This is a genomic window from Chitinophaga sedimenti, assembly GCF_023156195.1.
In the GTDB taxonomy this organism is placed as follows: Bacteria; Bacteroidota; Bacteroidia; order Chitinophagales; family Chitinophagaceae; genus Chitinophaga; species Chitinophaga sedimenti.
This window is the reverse complement of the sequence record NZ_JAKUKA010000001.1, coordinates 5,767,501-5,788,323: the sequence shown is the minus strand read 5'-3', so window position 1 is coordinate 5,788,323 and position 20,823 is coordinate 5,767,501. Positions and strand designations below refer to the sequence as shown.

The following is a 20,823-nucleotide window of genomic DNA, read 5'->3' as shown; positions in this document are numbered from 1 at the left end:
TTACGCTTGTAAATCCGCTACCAACTTTTATAAAAACAAACTGATCACAAATAAGATGATCATACCCAATACCATCGCAAAGATGTAGAACCCTACCAGGCCGTTCTGCAACAGTCTTGCCTGGCGGCCGCCCCACTTCACGCCTTTACCAACGCCGTTCACCAACGCATCAATGCCCGAACGCTCCACCACGTCCTGGAAGAAACGCGATAAGGCGATCAGCGGTTTAACAATGATGGCGTCGTACAGTTCATCCACATACCATTTGTTCTCCAGTATTTTAGAGATGCCGGTGTTAGGCTGACCATTATCCTGGTAGTTAATAAATTTCTCGCGGGCAATGAAAATCATGACGATCACCAGGCCGGAGCTGATACCCATCAGGATCCACTCCATGGAATGGCTGAGGTGTTCGGCATGATGACCTATCTGCACAAAGATCGGCGCCAGGTATTCGTTCAGCAGGTGCGGTGCGCCGAATACTTCGGGCAGTCCCACATAACCGCCAATTACCGATAACACCGCCAGTACGATCAGCGGGAAAGTGATCGCAGCCGGACTTTCATGCAGGTGATGTTCCTGCTCGTGCGTGCCGCGGAACTGTCCGCAGAAGGTAATGTAATACAGGCGGAACATATAAAAGGCGGTCATCAACGCGCCGATCAATGCACCTGCGTAAATCACTTTATTCGCTACAAAAGCATGGGCCAGGATCTCATCTTTGGAGAAGAAACCCGAAAGGCCGGGGATACCTGCAATGGCCAGGCAGCCAATGAGAAACGTAGCATTTGTTATAGGCATCCACTTTTTCAGGTTACCCATTTTACGGATGTCCTGCTCGCCACCCATCGCGTGAATAACGCTGCCGGAACCGAGGAACAACAGGGCTTTGAAGAAAGCGTGCGTCATCACGTGGAATACGGCGGCAGTGTAAGCTCCAACGCCGAGAGCGATGAACATATAACCGAGCTGGCTCACCGTTGAATAAGCCAGTACTTTTTTAATATCGTTTTGTTTCAGGGCGATGGAAGCCGCCAGCAGGGCAGTTACCAGGCCAATTACCGCTACTACCGTTTGTACGCAGGGCGATAAGGAATAAATCACGTTGCTGCGCGCCACCATATAGATACCGGCAGTTACCATCGTTGCCGCGTGGATCAGGGCCGATACCGGGGTTGGACCCGCCATCGCATCGGGCAGCCAGGTGTATAAAGGTACCTGTGCCGATTTACCCATAGCGCCAACGAACAGCAGGGCGGCGATCGCCATCAGCACACCGCTGTTCATGCCCAGAGCGCCTGCTTTTTCAAACACTTCCGGGAAAGTAACAGTACCGAAGTTGGTGATCATCAGGAAGATACCAAGTAAAAAGCCAAGGTCACCAATGCGGTTCATCACAAAGGCTTTTTAGCGGCCTTGTTGTAGCTGGTGTTTTTAAACCAGAAGCCAATGAGCAGGTAAGAACAAAGTCCCACACCTTCCCAGCCGATGAACATCATTACATAGTTGGCGCCCAGTACGAGTATCAACATAGAAAACACGAAGAGATTGAGGTAGGCGAAATAACGCGCAAAACCTTCATTGCTCTCATCGTGCATGTAAGAAGTGGAGTAAATATGGATCAGCGAACCCACGCCGGTAATGACCAGCAGGAACAACGCGCTCAGCTGATCTACCTGGAAAGCGAAAGGTATCTGCAGACTACCTACAGAAATAAAGTCGAACAGCGGCACCACCTGGCCCTGAAAGCCCGGTGTTTTCACTTCGAGGAATATGAGCAGGCTGATCACAAAACCGGCGATAATCGCGCCGCTACCAATAATGCCTACCAACGATTTGGATAAACTTTTCCTCCCCAGCCCATTGATCAGAAAACCTAACAGCGGCAGTAAAGGAACCAGCCAAACAAGATGTATCATTTGCTCAAATACTAATTACGAAATTACAGTTAAGGTAAAGTACCGTGATGGTTAGTTCTTTAACCTGTTTAAAATGTTGATGTCTACAGAATGCGCGTTTCGGTACATCATTACAATAACAGCCAGGCCCACCGTTACTTCGGCAGCGGCCACCACCATAATAAAGAACACAAACAGCTGTGCAGACGCCGCATCCACGCGACCTGCATCCACAAACATTTTGGAGAAAGCCACCAGCAAAGGTTTACGGCATTTAGCATCAGCTCAATGCACATAAAAATGATAATCGCATTCCTGCGTATCAACACGCCCGTCACCCCAATGCAAAACAACGCTACGCTTAAAAAAATGTAATACTGAACCGGCATAAATATTTTCTGTTAGATGTTTTCTAGTCTTTTTTACCCAGCACTACTGCGCCCACCATGGCGGTCAGGAACAGGATACTGCTGATCTCGAACGGTACCACATAATCCCGGAACAGGATCATACCCAGGTTTTTGATTAACCCGATATCGGTGGCATTCTCGATATGTACGGTGCTCATGCTGGCTTTACGCAACACCACGGTGATCAGGAATAACAGTACGCCACCGCTGATGGCGCCGGCATATTTCAGCCAGTTACGCTTTTGCGGCTCCAGTTCAGCATTCATGTTCAGCAACATGATCACGAACAGGAACAGTACCATGATGGCCCCCATGTAAACGATGAAGTTCACAATGGCCAGAACTGCGCATTCAGCATCACATAGTGGCAGGTAATGGAAAAGAACAGTACGATCAGCGATAACACACTATTCACCGGGTTCTTACTGAGGATAACGCCCAGCGCCGTAACGATGGACACAACCGACAGTACAATAAAAATGATCTCGTTTAAACTCATTGCTGGTGGATAATTTTACAGTTACGCTTTAGCTTTAGGATCGGGGATCAGCAGATCATCTTTTCCATAAATGAAACCTTTACGCTGGTAGTTGGCCGGTGCAAATGTTTCAGTCATATAAATTGCTTCTTTCGGACAGGCCTCTTCACAGAAACCGCAGAAAATGCAACGCAGCATATTGATCTCGTAACGGGCCGCATACTTCTCTTCACGGTACAGGTGCTCTTCACCGGGTTTGCGTTCGGCCGCTTCCATCGTAATGGCTTCGGCAGGACAGGCAACCGCACACAATCCGCAGGCGGTGCAACGCTCGCGTCCTTCCTCATCGCGGTTCAGGATGTGCAGGCCACGGAATACGGGGCTGAATTGTCTCTTCTCTTCAGGGAACCTTACGGTCGCCTTCTTCCTGAACAGGTGTTTGAACGTAATGCCCAAACCTTTGATAATTGCAGGCAAATACATTCTCTCCCAGAAGTTCATCGGACCTGTCTACTGCCTGCGCCCTGTTAGTTAATGCTTCCATTTCAAATAGTTTATGTTGATGACCGGCTTCCGGTCAAATTTATTTCCTCTTAATGCTGTGTCCACAAAATGAATGCAGCAGTGATCAGCATGTTCAGCAACGCCAGAGGAATCAATACCTTCCAGCCCAGTTTCATCAGCTGATCGTAACGGAACCTTGGCAGCGTCCATCTTACCCACATGAAGAAGAAGATGAAACCAATGGTTTTAATGAACAATGCAGCAATGCCCGCAATGGTAATGAGGTTCGGGCTCCATCCCAGCGAATCCATGAAAGGAAACGCGTAACCGCCAAAATACAAAGTAGCCATCAGCGCAGAACTCACGAACATGTTGATATACTCCGCGAACAGGTAAAAACCCAGTTTCATGGACGAGTACTCCAGGTGATAACCACCGTTCAGCTCATTCTCTGCTTCGGGAAGGTCGAACGGCGCACGGTTACATTCAGCAAACGCACAAATAAGGAACAGCAAAAAACCAAATGGCTGGTAACAGATGTTCCATAATCCATGACGCTGTTGCTCCACGATATCTTTCAGGCTCAGTGAACCGGTTACCATCAGCAGCGCGATCAGCGACATGCCCATGGCCAGCTCATAACTGATGATCTGCGAAGCACCGCGCACGGCCGCCAGCAGGGAGAATTTATTATTGGATGCCCAGCCGCCGATCATGATACCGTACACGCCTAAGCTCACCACGCCAAAAATATACAGGATACCTACGTTGATGTCTGCGATCTGTAGCGATACCGGGAGGTCGCCGAAATACAGCACATCGCCCCAGGGAATCACCGCACCGGTCATACAGGCGGTAAGCATCGCCAGCGAAGGACCTAATACGAACAGCGCGCGGTTAGCATTGATAGGGATAATTTCCTCTTTAAAGAAAAGTTTACCACCATCAGCCAGCGGCTGCAGCAAACCCAAAGGGCCCGCACGATCGGGACCGATACGGTCTGAATCCAGCCCGCTACCTTACGCTCGCCCCATGTACAATACATGGCGACAAGCAGCGATATGGCCAGCACGGCAGATATCAGCAAAATTTTTTCTAGTATGAATATTACGTCTATTCCCGGGAACTGCATATATCAATTATTGAACACCTTTCTTATTAAAGTCATCGGAATGCGCCGGTCCGTCGATCTGCGACAGATCAATGTCAGGGCGGTTTACCTGGCTCACCGAGTGGATGTCCATCAGCAATTTAGGCTTGCGGCCATCCAGTACCTTTTCGATCGTTTCCTTCGGTTGTACGGTACCAACGTAGTGGCCCTGTGATATAACGCTCGCGCGGCTGATCTTACGGGGACCTTCGATCACCCAGTCTGTCGCTTCTTTCTTCTCAAACCGGCAGGTATCGCAAATGAATGCCTCTACTTCGCCATATTGATCTTTACGCGCCGTTACACGGAACACCTCGTTACCGCGCAGCCACACCGTAGTTTTGCCGCAGCATTTCGGGTTCTCGCAATCGCGGTGTGCATCTACCGGTTTCAGGAACCATACGCGGTTTTTGAAACGGAAGGTTTTATCGGTCAGCGCACCTACCGGGCAAACGTCGATTACGTTGCCGATAAAGTCGTTGTCCAGCGATTCTTTAATGTAAGTGCTGATTTCCGCATGTTCACCACGACCAAGGATACCGTGCTCACGTTTTTCGGTCAGCTGGTCGGCAGTAAATACGCAACGGTAGCAAAGAATGCAACGCGTCATGTGCAGTTGGATGTGGTCACCCAGGTCGATCTTATCGAACGTACGGCGTTTAAACTCGTAGCGGGTAGCACTCACGCCATGCTCGTAGCTCAGGTCCTGCAGGTGACACTCACCCGCCTGGTCACACACCGGGCAGTCCAGCGGGTGGTTCAGCAGCAGGAATTCCACCACACCTTTACGGGCTTCAATTACTTCGGGCGAAGTAATGTTGGCTACTTCCATACCGTCCATTACAGTAGTACGGCAGCTTGCCACCAGCTTAGGCATAGGTCGCGGGTCCGCCTCGGAACCTTTGCTCACCTTTACCAGGCAGGTACGACATTTACCGCCACTCCCCTGCAACTTGCTGTAATAGCACATTGCCGGGGGCACTATATCTCCTCCAATCTGACGGGCAGCATTCAGGATGGTGGTGCCCGGCTCTACCTCTACGGAGATATTGTCGATCGTTACTTTGAATAATTTTTTCTCTTCCGCCATGGTTATGACTTATATTTTTTCGCGCATCGCTGCGCGTCATGTTTGCAATGTTAAGCTACAGGCTGTGGTACGGGCAGGGGATCGGCATAGTGTGCCAGACCGAAGTTGCGGCGCTGCGCTTCCTCCGGGTTATTCACATGCCACTCGAACTCGTCACGGAAATGCCGGATAGCAGCTGCTACCGGCCAGGCCGCCGCATCGCCCAGCGGACAAATCGTATTACCCTCGATCTTACGCTGGATATCCCACAGCAGATCGATGTCGCTCATTTTACCTTTACCGCTCTCGATGTTGGACAGTACGCGTTTCATCCAGCCGGTACCTTCACGGCAGGGGCTGCATTGCCCGCAGCTTTCGTGGTGATAGAAGCGCGCGAGGCTCAGGGTATGACGTACCACACACTGGTCTTCGTCGAGCACGATGAAGCCACCCGATCCCATCATGGTGCCGGTAGCGAAACCACCGTCATTCAGGCTCTCGTAGTTCATCATACGCTTCTCTCCTTTGGCCGTGGTCAGCAACAGGTTAGCAGGCAGAATGGGCACGGAAGAACCGCCGGGAATACAGGCTTTCAGGCGTTTTCCATTAGGAATACCGCCACAATATTCATCAGAATAAATAAACTCTTCCACGCTGATGGTCATGTCTATTTCATACACACCAGGTTTGTTGATGTTACCACAGGCAGAGATCAGCTTCGTACCGGTAGATTTACCCACTCCGATTTTAGCATACTCCTCACCACCAATGTTGATGATAGGCACTACTGCTGCCAGTGTTTCCACGTTGTTTACCACGGTAGGCGACTGCCACAGACCTTTACCGCCGGGAATGGCGGCTTCAGTCGCGGGTTACCGCGCTTACCTTCCAGCGATTCGATCAGCGCAGTTTCTTCACCGCATATATAGGCGCCGCCGCCGCGTTGTACATATATTTCAAGGTCAAAGCCGGTACCCCGGATATTTTTACCCAGCCAACCGTTCTTTTTCGCTTCTGCAATTGCTTCTTCAAGAATATCGGGTATCCAGGCATATTCGCCGCGGATGTAAATGTAGGTGCTGTTTGCGCCCAGTGTGTAGCTGGAAATAAGTAAGCCCTCGATCAGCAGGTGAGGGAGGAACTCCATCAAGTAACGATCTTTGAACGTACCTGGCTCCGATTCATCCGCATTGCACACCAGGTAACGGGGAACGCCTTCGGGCTTGGCAATGAAGCTCCATTTCAAACCTGTCGGGAAACCCGCCCCACCGCGACCACGCAGGCCGCTCTTTTTCACTTCGTCCAGCACCTGGTCGGTGGTCATGGATTTCAGCGCCTTTTCAGCCGCCGCATAACCGCCATTTTTCCGGTATACATCGTAGTACCGGATGCCTTCTATATGCGCTTTGTCTAGCAATAATTTTCGTCCCATGTTCTCCGCTGTTAGCGTTGTTATATTTTCTTTCTTTATGAGATCAGCTGCTGTATACTACTCAACCGCCGTTGCGTCGCACACTTCAGCCTCAGCTTAGTTCCCGGCAGCTGCCCTGCACTCGTCTATGATCGCGTCTACTTTCTCGGGCGTTAAATGCTCGCGGTAATGTTTGCCAAGCTGCATCATCGGTGCATAACCACAGGCGCCCAGCATTCTACCGTCTTTAAAGTAAAAAGGCCATCAGCCGTGGTTTCACCCACACCAATGCCCAGTTTCTTTTTAATATAATCAATAATCTGGTCGGAGCCGTTTACCATGCACGGGCCGGTCTGACAAACTTCGAACAGATATTTGCCTACGGGTTGCAGGTTAAACATGCTGTAAAAGGTAGCTACCTCGTACACTTCGATGTTGGTGATGTCCAACAGGCTGGCCACATAATCCATTGTATCGGAGCTTAACCAGCCGCCAAATGCTTCCTGGGCCAGGTGCAACACCGGTATCAGCGCGCTTTTCTGCTTTCCTTGCGGGTAGCGTGCGATGATCTCCTTTACTTTATTGAGCTTCTCTTCAGAAAATTGTATCATAATAAAACCCCTTCGAGTTTGTAATATTTGTTTGCTTTATAAATCCCTACGCGTCCAGTTCGCCGGCAATCAGGTTCAGACTACTCATGCAAATGATCGCATCACTCAACATGGCACCTTTCACCAGTTCGGGATAAGCCTGGTAATAAATGAAGCAGGGACGGCGGAAGTGCAGCCTGTATGGAGAACGGCCACCATCGCTGATCAGGTAATAACCCAGTTCGCCGTTACCACCTTCTACCGAATGATAAACTTCACCGGGCAGAATTTCTGTTTCACCCATCACAATTTTGAAGTGATAGATCAATGCTTCCATTTTCGAATACACATCTTCTTTTTCCGGCAGGTAATAAGCTGGTACGTCTGCGTGGAAAATATCAGCCGGCAGCGATTTCAGTTTCTCCATCGCCTGGCGGATAATAGAAAGGCTCTGCCACATTTCGCCGTTGCGCACCAGGAAACGATCGTAAGTATCGCCGGTGGAGCCTACGGGAATAGTGAAGTCAAAGTCCTGGTAAGAGCTGTAAGGCGTTGTTACACGCACATCGTAGTCTACCCCGGTAGCACGCAGGTTAGGGCCGGTAAAGCCGTAATTCAGTGCACGTTCCGCTGCAATAGGACCTACACCGATGGTGCGCTCCATAAAGATGCGGTTACGGGTAAACAGTTTCTCGAACTCCTGCAGTACCGCAGGATATTCGTCCAGAACTTATTTATTTTGCGGAAAGCGACATCGTTAAAATTTCTTTCAAAACCACCGATACGGCCAATGTTGGTCGTTAAGCGGGAGCCGCACACTTCCTCGTATATTTCGTAAATCAGCTCACGGTACTGCATCACGTAAAGGAAGCCCGAAAATGCACCACTGTCCACCCCGATTACGGAGTTGCAGATCAGGTGGTCCGCAATACGCGCCAGTTCCATGATGATGACACGCAGGTAGTCCACACGCTTGGGCGTTTCGATGCCCAGCAGTTTTTCCACCGTCAGGTGCCAGCCAATATTATTGATGGGAGATGAACAGTAGTTAAGCCTGTCCGTCAGCGGAGTTATCTGGTAGTAGGGACGCCTTTCAGCTATTTTCTCAAAAGCGCGGTGGATATAACCTACCGTGGGTACGGTCGATACCACTCTTTCACCGTCCAGTTCCATTACGTTCTGGAACACGCCGTGGGTTGCCGGGTGGGTAGGCCCCAGGTTCAACGTCGTTGTCTGCTTTTCAATCGAGCCTTCCGGCAGGTGTACATGTTGCTGCTCTGACATAGCCTTCATTATGATGTAAAAACGAAATGGAAAACAGACGCAGCGGCCCTGGCGTGTGATTTACCACACCGTCGGTACTGCTTCCTCTGTTTTCCATGATTCATTTTGCGTCTTATTACGATATAATCTGTTACTATTTTTCAATCTAACCGCGACCAAACATTTCGTCGTCTTTGTCAATACGTGTCTGGTCTTCCAGCGGAAACTCCTTACGCATTGGGAAGTAGTCCATTTCGTCTACGTTCAGGATACGTTTCAGGTTCGGATGCCCCACGAAGTCGATCCCGTAGAAGTCGAAGGTTTCGCGCTCCATCCAGTTAGCCGTTTCGAACAGGCGGGTAGCGGTAAATATCTGCGGCGTGGCCACTGCAGTAAATACCTTGAAGCGCACACGCACGTTCTCTCTCATGTTGTGCAGATGATATACTACACCGAGTTCCGCCCCAACCTGGTCGGGATAATGCACGCCGGTGAGGTCCGTCATGAACTGGAAGCCCATTTCGTCGTACAGGAACTGCAGTACTTTCAGGTTCAGTTCTTTAGGCGCGGTGAACGTCAGCATGCCATATGGCTCTTCCACGTGGGTGAGCGCCTCACCGAACTTCTCTGCCAGTCTGCTTCTAATATGCTCGTTTGTCAGGGACATTACAATATACAATTACAGTTATCTATCAACTACGCTTATTGGATGCCGTAGGAGTTCATCAGTTCTTTGTACTCCGGGGAGTGGCGGCGACGCAGGCTTTCCTGGTGCACCAGTTCCTGTACGCGGATAAAGCCGTCCAGGATCGCCTCGGGGCGCGGAGGGCAACCGGGAACATAAACATCCACCGGAATTACCTGGTCAATACCCTGCAATACGGAGTAAGAGTCAAAGATACCACCGCTGCAGGCGCAGGCGCCAACAGCGATCACCCAACGGGGTTCTGCCATCTGCAGGTATACCTGGCGTAATACAGGTCCCATCTTTTTGGAGATAGTGCCCATTACCAGTAACACGTCACACTGACGCGGCGTGAAGCCCATACGCTCCGCACCAAAACGGGCCAGATCATAGTGAGCGCCCATCGTTGCCATAAACTCGATGCCGCAACATGAAGTTGCAAATGGCAGCGGCCAAATGGAATTCTTCCTGGCCAAACCAATCACTTTATCAAAAGAGGTGGCAAAAAGCCTTCACCGCCATAACCCTGGGGCGCCTCTACCGTCTTCACCTTGGTATTAAATTGAACCGGACGTGCCATATTTACCTCCTAGCTTCCCGAACGGGAGATTTATATAAGTTTCAAAAAGTTCCTTATCAATACAAATGCTGCAACTACAGTGCCTTAATCTTCCCACATGAGCGCGCCTTTCTTCCAGATATAGATGAAGCCGCCCACAAAAAAGCCCACAAACATCAATACCGCGAAAAAGCCCTCTTTACCTAACTCTCTGAAATTAACAGCGTAGGGGTAGAAAAAGATCACTTCCACGTCGAACAACACAAACAGGATAGCGGTTAGAAAATACTTGATCGCTACCGGCTGACGGGCATTGCCCTTCTGCTCGATACCGCTCTCAAAGTTGATCAGTTTATCGCTGGTTTTGCGTTTGGGGCCCAGAAAGTGTGTGGCCACCATGGTTAGTGCTACGAATCCCAGTGCCGCAATCATCTGTAGCACAATAGGAAAATAACTAAACGGAGTGTTAGTTGCAGTTAAGATTTCACTTCCAAATGACATAAGCTTCCCCTAAAAGTTGAAATATAATTCCAATCAGGCAAAAATACTGATGTTATACCAAAATACAAATCTACGGTCCGGAAAATCTAATTATTTTTTTGCATATGTAATATAATCAGATATGAATAGATTTCTTATAGAAACAGAAAGGAGTTTTCACAGCATTCAAAAAACTGTGAAAACTCCTTTGGATTTATAAGTTATAACAGCCAAATGGCTGCGGATGTTCGTTACTTCGTCGATTTATTTGCGGTTCCCGCTTTGGAATTCATGTTTTCCTTGATGGCTTTGGCCGCTTCGTTGTTCGGATCCAGCGGGAGTACTTTGTCCATATACTTTTGCAGGTTCGCCTTATCGTCTGCGTTATAGTAGTATACCATAATATAGGTATACGCTTTTACCAGGCCGGCTTTGTTCTTTTCAGGATCACCTTCGGCCATGGAAATGTACTTCTCAAAGTATGGACGGGCTACGCCTGTTTTGGCTTCCACGTCTTTACCGGCGTTGGCCATTCCTCTCCAGTAGTGGCCGGTGGTAATATCCGGAAATTTCTCTGCCAGGCGCCCAAAGGCAGTATCGGCCTTGTTGAGCATCGTGGTATCAGTTCCGGCATCGGTAGCGGAGCCCCGATAGTAATTAAGGCCCACGTTATAGTAGTCGAGCGCGCTCGGATTCTCTTTTTCTCGAGTTTCAGATCGAGCAGGCGCTGATACCATTCCCCCGCCTTATCGTACACGTGTGCTGCGGCATAGGCCTTGGCTACGCTTTCGAAGCGGTCGGCGTCTTTAGCGGTATCGGCAGTCGCATATTTCTCCGGGTATGTTAGTGCTTTGGCGTCGTTCTGCGCCTGGGCGGTAGAGTCAGCGAGCTTCAGGCGGCCATAAATTTCGCTCAGCAGCTTATAGTCGTTCAGTTCCAGTTTTGCCTCCCCTACTTTGGCAGCATACTCGTCCATTGTTTTTTGTGCGGAAAGCGAATCTCCTTTTTGCAGGTAGGCGTCACCGATCAGGCGGTTCAGTTTACCCTGGAAAGATTCGTTAGCCACCGGCAACAGGCTTTTCGCCTTATCAATGGCAGCATCGTAGTCTTTATTATAGAAAGTGATGGCAGCCAGGTAGTACTCGTTACCCACTTTATCGGTCGGGTCGGCTACCGCCGGTATTTTTGCAGGTATTCTTTCGCCTTGCCGATATCCAGCTGGTCCTGGCGCGGTGTGAAGTAGAAAGAGTACAGCTCAAAGAAGGCAGGGCCATACTGTGGATCGGTTGTGGTTGCTCTTACCCACTCTCCCAACGCCTGCTGCTTCAGTTTTGCATTGTAGTTGACCAAACCGATCTTTGTAATTGCTTCGGCATTTTTTGGATCGAGCTCCAACGCTTTTTCGTAACTGGCGATGGCTTTACCACCATGTTCACCGCCCAGGTAACGCAGGGCGTCGCCCAACTCAATGTAATCGGCCGCAGTTGCGTTGTAGACATCTTTCTTCTTAGCGCCTTCATTATTCAGCAACGTTTCCATCACTTTGAGGGCGTAAGCGCGATCACCGGCTTTAACTTCGGTATTGGCATCGGCAACGGCGCGGGCTACCTCGCCGTTTTTATTTTTGTGGCGGTAATGGCGGTTTCAAACTTTTGCTTAGCCGCTGCAGCGTCGCCTTTTAACAGGTCGATACGGCCAGCGCCGACGGTGAGCAAAGGAGAATTAGGTACTGCCTGTAAGCCTTTCTGGAAGGCAGCCGCAGCGCCGGCTTCATTCTGAAGACCGAGTTCCGCGAGGCCCGTAGTAATACCCTCTATCGTCATTGGCTTTTGCAGCCACTACTTTTTCTAGATCTTGTTTTGCAGATTGATATTTTCCGTAATAAAGATTCTTCAGGCCGTCATCAACTGATTGGGCCATAACGCCTGTTGCCAACCCGAGCAACGCTATGGTTAAACTTTTCCTTTTCATGAACTAATCGGTTTAATGGTTTTCCGTAAATCCTTTTCTCACGAGGTATAGCTCTTTCCCTATCTCACCTTAATTTAACGATTTTTGAAAAGCTGGTCAAAAAATTGGAAAGATTTCAATTATATCTAAAAAAACATGCCAAAATGGGCGCGTGGAATCGAAGAAAGGTTGGCGTTTAGTTAAATTTCATGTTGAGCAAACAAATAAGGGCAAAAAAGAGAGCAGTGCTATAGCACCGCTCTCGTATGGAATAGTTACCGTAAATTTTATTTGGTACCGCCGGCACCTGCCGCTTTTGCAGAAGCCGCAGAGGTTTTGCTCAGCCGCTTTGATGTCTTTTACAACACTATTTTCGGGATCCAGTGCAGTAACTTTGTCGATAACCGCATTCATAGCTGCTTTATCTTCTACATTATAGTAATACACCATTACGTAGGTGTAGGCTGTAACCAGGCCAGCTTTATTTTTAGCCGGTTCGCCTTCTGCCATAGAAATGTATTTCTCGAAGTACGGCTTAGCAATACCCGATTTAGCTTCAACATCTTTCGCCGCAGTTGCTTTACCTACCCAGTAGTGACCGGTGGTAAGGTCAGGGTATTTTTCAGCCAGCAGGGCGAATGCCGCAATCGCTTTATTCAGTGTTACGGTGTCGGTGCCGCCGTTGCTACCGAAGTAGTAAGTATTACCAGGATTGTAGTAATCCAGTGCACTTACCTGGTCTTTGTTAGCCAATTTGGCTTCCGGGGCTTTAGTGTACCAGTCACCAGCTTTTGCGTACTGGTTTGCACCTTTGTACGCTTCAGCCACCGTTACGAATTTTTCTCTGCATCATGAGATGTATCGGCAGCAGCAAATTTCTCCGGTGTTCCAGTGATTTTGCAGTGTAACCTGCCTGGGTGGCAGAATCAGCAGATCTCAGTTTGGAATAGATCTGGTGCATCAGTTTGTAATCAGGTGCTTCCAGTTTAGCTTCACCAACAGATTTCGCGTAATCTTCTGCGACTTTCTGAGCGGTCAGTGAATCACCTTTCAGCAGGTGAGACAGACCAATCAGCCTTGAAAATTTCGCTTTATACACTTCATTAGCCTCGGGTAATGATGCAGATGCTTTAGCGATAGCATCCGCATAATCGTTGCTCAGGTAGCTCATGTACGCCAGCCAGTACTGATTTTTCAGTTTATCGGCAGGGTCAGCAACCGCCGGTATTTCTGGAGGAATTCTTTTGCGTATTGAACAGAGAACTGATTAGGCTTAGGAGTGAAGTAGTACTCGAACAGTTCCTGGAAGGCAGGCGCATAGTTCGGGTCCATAGCGGTAGCGTTGGTCCAGAAGCCGGGCGTCTTTGTTCAGACGGGCGTTGTAATTAACGATACCTTGTTTTGTCACAGCCTCCGCATTTTTCGGATCCAGCTCCGGGGCTTTGTCGTAGGCGGAGATGGCCTTACCGCCGTTCTCACCACCTAACATCCTGTATGCGTCGCCCTGCTCGATGTAATCGGCAGCAGTGGCAGTGTATTGTTCTTTCTTTTTACGGCCTTCGTTGTTCAGGAGTTTTTCCATTACAGACAGTGCATAACCTCTGTCACCACCTTTAATTTCGGAGTTGGCGTCAGCAATGGCGCGTGCAACGTCGCCGTTACGGCCTTCTGTTGCAGTGCTGGCTGCTTCAAATTTTTGCTTTGCAGCATCGGCTTTTTCGTCGATCAGATCGATGCGGCCCATGCCAGCGGTCAGTAAAGGAGAATTAGGCACAGCGGTCAGACCTTTCTGAAAAGCGGCAACAGCACCGGCTTTATTTTCGAGGCCCAGTTCTGCGATACCCGGGTAATAGTAAGCCCTGTCGTCAGAAGGTTTAGCGGCTATCACCTTTTCGAAATCCTGCTTCGCAGATTGGTACTTCTCGTAGTACAAATTTTTCAGGCCGTCTTCTACAGATTGGGCCATTGCGCTACCCGAAAGACAGAGCAATGCAGCAATCAAACAGTTCTTTCTGTTCATGAGCAATCGGTTTTTTAAAGTTGTGTTTATGTGTTTAGCTTATTTAATGGTTGCGTCCCTGAACACCACGTTAGAACGGGCAGGGAACAATTTGAACCGCCGGATCAATAATTGACCTTCCTGACTTCCGAGAAAAGTGGCAAACCCGGAAGCAAGCCCCTGGTGTGGCTCTCTATGAACGAAAAACATTCCTCTCACCAGTGGGTATGATCTAGCGGCAATATAAAGTTGGTAAGGCTGTACATATTCAGAACCAAAGTCAGCACGCAGTTTCACAACTTTTACCTTATTTGTAAAATCGATAGTTTCGTAATCTTCGGTATCTGAAATCCAGTTGACACCGATAATCCCCATCGCATCTTTATTCTTTGCCACATAATCGATTACTTCCGGATTTCCTTTAGCGGCCATCGTTTGAGCCGGCAGTGGTTTTCCTTTGTTAATAGAATCGATAATATATCTAACAGTGCTGGATTTCTCATTGTCGAACACCAGCTGCCATTTACGTTTGCTGGTTCCCGCCATAATTTCCCGCACCTGGTCCATCGTAAAAATAGAATCCGGATTTTCTTTATTGGTCACCAATGCTAAAGCATCCCAGGCCAGCAGCATGCTTTTCGGCGTGATCTTTACCTTCTTGAAATATTCTTTCTCGTCAGCATTGAGCTCACGTGTTACAATAATCAAACGGGAGCTGTCGGCAAACAAATCTTTAAAGCATTCCGCTTCCGGTTTATAGTCGGCGGTAATGTGCGCTTTCGGATAAATTGAATGAAAAACTTTCAGCTCGGCTTCTATCAGCGGCTTATATGTTTCATCCACCGAAATATGAATGTCTCCGGATGTAGCCGTATCCTGCACCTTACCGGATTTATTTTCCGTACATGAACCCAGGAAGAGCATGGTCGCAAATAGCAATGAAATGCCCTTGTGGTATTTAGACCTTAGTTTCATACAAGTATCCCTTTCCTTATTTAGAAAAAATTTTCCTGGCGCCATTGATCACGCGGAATAGGCCGTAAGCGGTTAAAAGTCCGCCCAAACCATAAATTACCATGGGCGATATAGAAAATTCCCCAAGTCCTAGTTTCTCTGCAAAAAGGCAAAAAGCCCAAAGAGAATAAAAAATATTCCCCGTACCATCTCTCCAATGGGACGGTATTGCAGGTTTCTTCTTTCGTTGTTGCTATATGATCCTTCGTTTTGCATAATTCTGCGAGTTACAAGTATACAAAAAAATAGTTTTAATTAGCTAGTTTAAAGTTTACAGGAAGGTTAAAATAGGTCTTTTTCCGGCTTCCCTGACCTCATTGTCGTTTGTCAACTTGGTACTTTCAAAACAGTACGGAGCGCTTCTTCGTCACATTTGCCTTACAAGCGGAACTTGCATCTTGCCGTTTTCCATAACTTTTTCCGAGGCAGCTTCAGCAGACTTCCACGCTGCCAAACTAATTAAACCCTTCCCCCTCTCATTTTGTTCTATTTTCTCTTTTGTTTCAATCATATCAATTTTAATGCAAGCGTAAGGGCCTATCATAATAAGCGTGAGCAGTACCGCGAGCATCGCAATACCTGACCTGCGATACATCAGACGGCGATAGAACGCGTGCATCCGGTGAAGACGCATTAGTCGCCAGCTGCTTAGTTTGCGTTTTTCTTTATTATGTAGCGATTTTATTTTCATTATGTGGCGTTGGAGATAAAGTGCTTTATATATAGATGCTAAGATCATTATTTTCCATACGTTCCCGAAAGCGGTAGCACAGTAAGCCAAAGGCGGCCGCGTAATATAACCGGTTGACATCGCATGTTCTTACATATTCTGAAATTCCCGGGGTGCCGGCCCTATGCACTTACCTGAAAAACATGTAGGTTTGCGGCTGGAAAAATGCCCATTTGGGTTAAAATTATTCTTACGATGAGAATTTTGATGGTATGCCTTGGCAATATCTGCCGGTCTCCGCTAGCGGAGGGCATTATGAGGCATCTTTCCACCGAGCAGCAGCTCGACTGGACGATAGATTCGGCCGGCACCGGTAACTGGCATGTAGGCGATCCACCGGACGCCCGTTCGGTCCGGGTAGCGAAAAAGTATGGTATTGATATTTCCGGTTTGCGCGGCCGGCAGTTCCGGGTAACCGACTTCGACGCGTTTGACCGTATTTATGTTATGGACCTGGACAACTACCGCGACGTGCTTCGCAAAGCGCGGCACGAAGATGACCGGAATAAAGTGCAACTATTGCTCGACCACCAGCAACCAGTTCCTGATCCCTGGTATGACGATGCACTATTTGAACCAGTATACCAGCTGATCCTCGGCGGATGCAAACGTATTTTAGATACCGTAACAACATCAAAATAGCAATCAATTTAACGTTACATAATTCAGATATACATGGTAAAACCCAGCATACCCAAAGGCACCCGTGATTTTGGCCCTGCGGTGGTAAGGAAGAGAAATTACATTCTGCAAACCATCCGCAATACTTTTGAAATGTTTGGCTTCCAGCCGCTGGAAACTCCCGCGATGGAGAACCTTACCACCCTCAACGGTAAGTATGGAGAGGAAGGCGATAAACTGATTTTCAAAATCCTCGACAACGGCGAAATTCTTGGTCGTGCGCAACAGGCGAAAGACAGCCGCGAACTGGCGACGCTGCTGTGCGAGAAGGCACTGAAATACGATCTTACTATTCCCTTTGCACGCTACGTGGTGATGAATCAGCATGAGCTGACCTTCCCCTTTAAACGCTACCAGGTGCAGCCCGTATGGCGCGGCGATCGTCCGGCACGTGGCCGCTATCGTGAGTTCTACCAATGCGATGCAGATGTAGTCGGCAGCACCTCCCTGATCAATGAAGTTGAACTGCTCAAAATCTACGATACCGTCTTCACCCAACTGAAACTTGACGGATATGCCCTTCGCGTGAATAACCGCAAAATTTTAGGTGGCCTTGCAGAACTGGTAAACCGTCCCGACCTGCTGACTGACATCACTATTTCTATCGATAAGCTGGATAAAATAGGCATGGACGGGGTACGGAAAGAACTATCAGATCGTGGCCTGAATGCAGATGAAATTCAGATCGTCGAAAACTTCATTTCTATCGATGGCAGCAATGATGAAAAGCTCTCACGCCTGAAAGAAGTGTTGAAGAATTCTCCAATGGGCCTGAAGGGCATCGAAGAACTGGAGTTTGTGCTCAACAATCAATTGACGACTTACGCCTCCACGCCTCTAATCGACCTTACCCTTGCCCGCGGCCTTAACTACTACACTGGCATCATCATTGAGGCCCGTGCCCCGGAAGTGGTGAAGATCGGCAGCATCGGTGGTGGCGGCCGATATGATGACCTTACCGGTTTATTTGGCCTACCCGGACTTTCCGGTGTAGGTATTTCGTTTGGTGTGGATCGCATCTACGACGTACTCGAAGAAATGCAGCTATTTCCGACGACAGCGCAACAATCTACCAAGGTGATTTTTCTCTATACGGGTGATGAAAACATCAAACTGGCTTATCAACATATTACTGCTCTTCGCGCAAGAGGTATAGCGGCCGAGTTATACCACGAAAACGCAAAAATGGACAAGCAGATGAAGTACGCCAACAAACGTGAAATTCCTTATGTAGCGATCATTGGCGACAGCGAAATACAGGAACAGGTTGTCAGCGTGAAAAACATGGTAACCGGAGAACAAGTGAAATTGTCAGCTTCCGATCTCGCGACCTTCGATTTTAAGTAAATAAGCTCTTGCTTTATATAGCCGCGCCGTTGTCCGCCCCCGCAACGGCGCATTTTTATTAGTTTTCTTCGGGCTCCGTGAAACGCCAATAACGATAAAATTCACTATCACACTTCCGGGAGCGAAAGTTTCTTGCATGCTGTTCCACATACTCATCCCACAACGGTTGACTCCCATCCTCATCATGGAAATCATATTCTCTGGCTAACGACCATGCTCCAAAAACTCTCCCTGTTTTCTCAAATAATGTCGGATCTCCAGCTAATGCTGCTATACCTCGCCCTACATAGAATGGGGTCTCCGACGCGATAAAATGCGGTTCCTGAACAGTGGCATCTCTCCAGTTAGCTTCCGACACGCCAAAGTGTGTTAACATTTCTTCTGAACGTAGGAAACCCGGCGTAACAGCTACTACTGCAACCCGATGTTCTTTCAACTCAAGCGCAGTTGTATAGGCCAACCGGATGATGGACGTTTTTACCAGGTCATAAAACAGGCTACCGCGATAGTAATATCCGTCACCATCCGTTATTTCTACGATTAAACCGGTATCGCTTTTTTGTAACAACGGCACTGCATACTTGCTGGTAATAATATGTGTGTTAATGGCCTGTTGCAACATCGTAAAACCTTTATTCAGCTCCATCTCCCAGAAGGGCTTTCCCCATTCCGTCAATTTCTCACCACCCCAGATATCGTTGACAAGTATATCCAATTTTCCATGGCGGGTGAGAATTGTATTGAATAGTTGCTGTACCTCTAGTTCACTGCTGTGATCAACACGCATTGGTATACCGACACCGCCACGGGCAGTAACCATATCAGCGGTATCTTCTATCGTTTCCGGCCGCTGCGGATTCATTAGCTGTTGCCGGTGCTCCGTCCGGTGCAATATACGGTTGCACCAGCTTCACCTAGCATACAGGCTATACCTCTTCCCGCGCCCCTGGTGGCGCCGGCAACGACTGCTATCTTTCCTGTGAGTGGTTTCATGAACGCGAAGTTCTATGAAAGAAACGCATTGTATTTGCGTAATGAGGATGGGGTAAAAAAAAAGGCTCCGTCTTACGACAGAGCCTTTCTTAATAAATATGGCAGCTACCTACTCTCCCGCATTGTGGTGCAGTACCATCGGCCATGAGGGGCTTAACTTCTCTGTTCGGAATGGGAAGAGGTGAACACCCTCGGCAAAACCACCATAAGATCTTTAAATCCTATAGGTCTTTTAAACCTTGTTCAGACTAATATTTTACATATTGGGAATAGTTGTACAACGATATCAAAATAAAATTAAAGCTTACGGGCAATTAGTACTACTCGGCTTTGATGTTACCACCTTTACACCTGTAGCCTATCAACGTCGTAGTCTTCGACGACCCTTAAAAGTAAACTCATCTTAAGGAAGGTTTCACGCTTAGATGCTTTCAGCGTTTATCCTGTCCGTACATAGCTACTCGGCACTGCACCTGGCGGCACAACCGATACACCAGCGGTACGTACGACCCGGTCCTCTCGTACTAAGGTCATGTCCTCTCAATTTACTAACGATCACAACAGATAGGGACCGAACTGTCTTGCGACGTTCTGAACCCAGTTCACGTGCCACTTTAATCGGCGAACAGCCGAACCCTTGGGACCTTCTCCAGCCCCAGGATGTGACGAACCGACATCGAGGTGCCAAACCTCCCCGTCGATATGAGCTCTTGGGGAGATCAGCCTGTTATCCCCGGAGTACCTTTTATCCTTTGAGCGACGGCCCTTCCATACAGAACCGCCGGATCACTTTAGCCTGCTTTCGCACCTGCTCGGCTTGTTGGCCTCACAGTCAAGCACCCTTATACTAATGCGCTCTGCGTACGATTACCAACCGTACTGAGGGTACCTTTGCGAGCCTCCGTTACTTTTTAGGAGGCGACCACCCCAGTCAAACTACCCACCAAACAATGTCCTCGCTATGCGAGTTAGACTCTAAACAACAGAAGGTTGGTATTTCAACGTTGACTCCACAACTCCTGGCGAAGCTGCTTCATAGTCTCCCAACTATCCTACACATCTGTGGTTCAAAATCAATGTTAAGTTGTAGTGAAGGTTCACGGGGTCTTTCCGTCCCGTTGCGATTAACCGGCATCTTCACCGATACTACAATTTCACCGAGCTCGTGGTAGAGACAGTGTGCAACTCATTAGACCATTCGTGCAGGTCGGAACTTACCCGACAAGGAATTTCGCTACCTTAGGACCGTTATAGTTACGGCCGCCGTTTACTGGGGCTTCAGTCAGAAGCTTTGGCTTGCGCCGAACATCCTTCCTTAACCTTCCAGCACCGGGCAGGTATCAGGCTCTATACGTCATCTTTCGATTTTGCAGGGCCCTGTGTTTTTGTTAAACAGTTGGTTGCACCATTTTACTGAGACCGCATCACTGCGGTACGCCTTATCCCGAAGTTACAGCGTCAATTTGCCTAGTTCCTTTACCACGGATCACTCGAGCGCCTTAGGATATTCTCCTCGACTACCTGTGTCGGTTTACGGTACGGGCTGTTATAACCTAGCCTTAGAGGGTTTTCTTGGAAGTCTGATTAGGGATACTATCAGCGCCGCCGAAGC

21 protein-coding genes, 2 rRNA genes and 5 pseudogenes (1 of these 28 only partly in view) are annotated in these 20,823 nt (G+C 48.5%); 2 read left to right on the top strand and 26 right to left on the bottom strand.

Features of this window, described 5'->3' with window-relative positions:
* Positions 1–27: 27 nt before the first annotated feature.
* The 23 genes and pseudogenes from nuoL to MKQ70_RS33175 all read right to left on the bottom strand — a co-directional run bounded on the left by nuoL (position 28) and on the right by MKQ70_RS33175 (position 16,199).
* A pseudogene (nuoL, locus tag MKQ70_RS33290) lies at positions 28–1,919 on the bottom strand (NADH-quinone oxidoreductase subunit L).
* A gap of 51 nt (positions 1,920–1,970) precedes the next feature.
* Entirely contained in the window at positions 1,971–2,153 is a 183-nt protein-coding gene (locus tag MKQ70_RS43540; RefSeq protein WP_248081897.1) for an NADH-quinone oxidoreductase subunit NuoK, read from the bottom strand.
* 56 nt (positions 2,154–2,209) lie between these two features.
* A pseudogene (locus MKQ70_RS43535) lies at positions 2,210–2,287 on the bottom strand (NADH-quinone oxidoreductase subunit NuoK); the annotation flags it as partial.
* Positions 2,288–2,310: 23 nt separating this feature from the next.
* Positions 2,311–2,807, bottom strand: a pseudogene (locus MKQ70_RS33275) (NADH-quinone oxidoreductase subunit J family protein).
* 21 nt (positions 2,808–2,828) lie between these two features.
* Positions 2,829–3,287 (bottom strand): NADH-quinone oxidoreductase subunit NuoI, encoded by a 459-nt coding sequence (nuoI, locus tag MKQ70_RS33265; protein ID WP_248079412.1) that lies wholly within the window; start codon positions 3,285–3,287, stop codon positions 2,829–2,831.
* Positions 3,288–3,379: 92 nt separating this feature from the next.
* The gene (locus MKQ70_RS33260; protein ID WP_248079410.1) at positions 3,380–4,255 is read right to left on the bottom strand and encodes a complex I subunit 1/NuoH family protein; all 876 of its coding nucleotides are present in this window, start codon (positions 4,253–4,255) and stop codon (positions 3,380–3,382) included.
* A 174-nt stretch (positions 4,256–4,429) separates the two neighbouring features.
* Positions 4,430–5,530: an NADH-quinone oxidoreductase subunit G gene (locus MKQ70_RS33255; protein ID WP_248079408.1), complete on the bottom strand. Its 1,101-nt coding sequence runs from the start codon at positions 5,528–5,530 to the stop codon at positions 4,430–4,432.
* A gap of 50 nt (positions 5,531–5,580) precedes the next feature.
* Positions 5,581–6,327, bottom strand: coding sequence for an NADH-ubiquinone oxidoreductase-F iron-sulfur binding region domain-containing protein (locus tag MKQ70_RS41705; RefSeq protein WP_248079406.1), 747 nt, complete (start codon positions 6,325–6,327; stop codon positions 5,581–5,583).
* Entirely contained in the window at positions 6,321–6,941 is a 621-nt protein-coding gene (locus MKQ70_RS33245; RefSeq protein WP_248079404.1) for a hypothetical protein, read from the bottom strand. The genes MKQ70_RS41705 and MKQ70_RS33245 overlap by 7 nt, the downstream gene beginning before the upstream one ends.
* Before the next feature lie 96 nt (positions 6,942–7,037).
* Positions 7,038–7,531: pseudogene (locus MKQ70_RS33240) on the bottom strand (NADH-quinone oxidoreductase subunit NuoE family protein).
* Positions 7,532–7,577: 46 nt separating this feature from the next.
* Positions 7,578–8,368, bottom strand: a pseudogene (locus tag MKQ70_RS33235) (NADH-quinone oxidoreductase subunit D-related protein).
* 571 nt (positions 8,369–8,939) lie between these two features.
* Positions 8,940–9,440, bottom strand: a complete 501-nt coding sequence (locus MKQ70_RS33230) for an NADH-quinone oxidoreductase subunit C (protein WP_248079402.1) — start codon at positions 9,438–9,440, stop codon at positions 8,940–8,942.
* Positions 9,441–9,475: 35 nt separating this feature from the next.
* The gene (locus MKQ70_RS33225; RefSeq protein WP_372490053.1) at positions 9,476–9,934 is read right to left on the bottom strand and encodes an NADH-quinone oxidoreductase subunit B; all 459 of its coding nucleotides are present in this window, start codon (positions 9,932–9,934) and stop codon (positions 9,476–9,478) included.
* A 188-nt stretch (positions 9,935–10,122) separates the two neighbouring features.
* Complete coding sequence (locus MKQ70_RS33220) at positions 10,123–10,449, bottom strand: NADH-quinone oxidoreductase subunit A (protein WP_248081800.1); 327 nt, start codon at positions 10,447–10,449, stop codon at positions 10,123–10,125.
* Positions 10,450–10,748: 299 nt separating this feature from the next.
* The gene (locus tag MKQ70_RS33215) at positions 10,749–11,009 is read right to left on the bottom strand and encodes a hypothetical protein (RefSeq protein ID WP_248079398.1); all 261 of its coding nucleotides are present in this window, start codon (positions 11,007–11,009) and stop codon (positions 10,749–10,751) included.
* A complete protein-coding gene (locus MKQ70_RS33210; protein ID WP_248079396.1) occupies positions 10,988–11,650 on the bottom strand; it encodes a tetratricopeptide repeat protein in 663 nt (220 codons plus the stop codon). Before MKQ70_RS33210 ends, MKQ70_RS33215 begins: the two co-directional genes overlap by 22 nt.
* A gap of 17 nt (positions 11,651–11,667) precedes the next feature.
* The gene (locus MKQ70_RS33205; protein WP_248079394.1) at positions 11,668–12,036 is read right to left on the bottom strand and encodes a tetratricopeptide repeat protein; all 369 of its coding nucleotides are present in this window, start codon (positions 12,034–12,036) and stop codon (positions 11,668–11,670) included.
* Between the two features lie 65 nt (positions 12,037–12,101).
* On the bottom strand, positions 12,102–12,320 hold the full coding sequence (locus MKQ70_RS33200) for a hypothetical protein (RefSeq protein ID WP_248079392.1): 219 nt from the start codon (positions 12,318–12,320) through the stop codon (positions 12,102–12,104).
* A gap of 334 nt (positions 12,321–12,654) precedes the next feature.
* A complete protein-coding gene (locus MKQ70_RS33195; protein WP_248079390.1) occupies positions 12,655–13,275 on the bottom strand; it encodes a hypothetical protein in 621 nt (206 codons plus the stop codon).
* Positions 13,268–13,618, bottom strand: coding sequence for a hypothetical protein (locus MKQ70_RS33190; RefSeq protein ID WP_248079388.1), 351 nt, complete (start codon positions 13,616–13,618; stop codon positions 13,268–13,270). Before MKQ70_RS33190 ends, MKQ70_RS33195 begins: the two co-directional genes overlap by 8 nt.
* Before the next feature lie 102 nt (positions 13,619–13,720).
* Complete coding sequence (locus tag MKQ70_RS33185) at positions 13,721–14,467, bottom strand: tetratricopeptide repeat protein (protein ID WP_248079386.1); 747 nt, start codon at positions 14,465–14,467, stop codon at positions 13,721–13,723.
* 39 nt (positions 14,468–14,506) lie between these two features.
* A complete protein-coding gene (locus MKQ70_RS33180) occupies positions 14,507–15,328 on the bottom strand; it encodes a PstS family phosphate ABC transporter substrate-binding protein (protein ID WP_248079384.1) in 822 nt (273 codons plus the stop codon).
* A 499-nt stretch (positions 15,329–15,827) separates the two neighbouring features.
* Positions 15,828–16,199 (bottom strand): hypothetical protein, encoded by a 372-nt coding sequence (locus MKQ70_RS33175; RefSeq protein ID WP_248079382.1) that lies wholly within the window; start codon positions 16,197–16,199, stop codon positions 15,828–15,830.
* A 186-nt stretch (positions 16,200–16,385) separates the two neighbouring features.
* Here MKQ70_RS33175 and MKQ70_RS33170 point away from each other — a divergent pair, with 186 nt between their 5' ends.
* Both MKQ70_RS33170 and hisS read left to right on the top strand, forming a co-directional pair.
* The gene (locus MKQ70_RS33170) at positions 16,386–16,832 is read left to right on the top strand and encodes a low molecular weight protein-tyrosine-phosphatase (protein WP_248079380.1); all 447 of its coding nucleotides are present in this window, start codon (positions 16,386–16,388) and stop codon (positions 16,830–16,832) included.
* Between the two features lie 33 nt (positions 16,833–16,865).
* Positions 16,866–18,218, top strand: a complete 1,353-nt coding sequence (gene hisS, locus MKQ70_RS33165) for a histidine--tRNA ligase (RefSeq protein WP_248079378.1) — start codon at positions 16,866–16,868, stop codon at positions 18,216–18,218.
* A 58-nt stretch (positions 18,219–18,276) separates the two neighbouring features.
* Here hisS and MKQ70_RS33160 read toward each other — a convergent pair whose 3' ends face one another.
* The 3 genes from MKQ70_RS33160 to MKQ70_RS33150 form a co-directional block, all read right to left on the bottom strand.
* Positions 18,277–19,080: an SDR family NAD(P)-dependent oxidoreductase gene (locus tag MKQ70_RS33160; RefSeq protein ID WP_248079376.1), complete on the bottom strand. Its 804-nt coding sequence runs from the start codon at positions 19,078–19,080 to the stop codon at positions 18,277–18,279.
* A gap of 227 nt (positions 19,081–19,307) precedes the next feature.
* Positions 19,308–19,419: ribosomal RNA gene (rrf, locus tag MKQ70_RS33155) — 5S ribosomal RNA — on the bottom strand.
* 86 nt (positions 19,420–19,505) lie between these two features.
* Positions 19,506–20,823, bottom strand: a 23S ribosomal RNA gene (locus MKQ70_RS33150) (it continues 1,559 nt past the right edge of the window).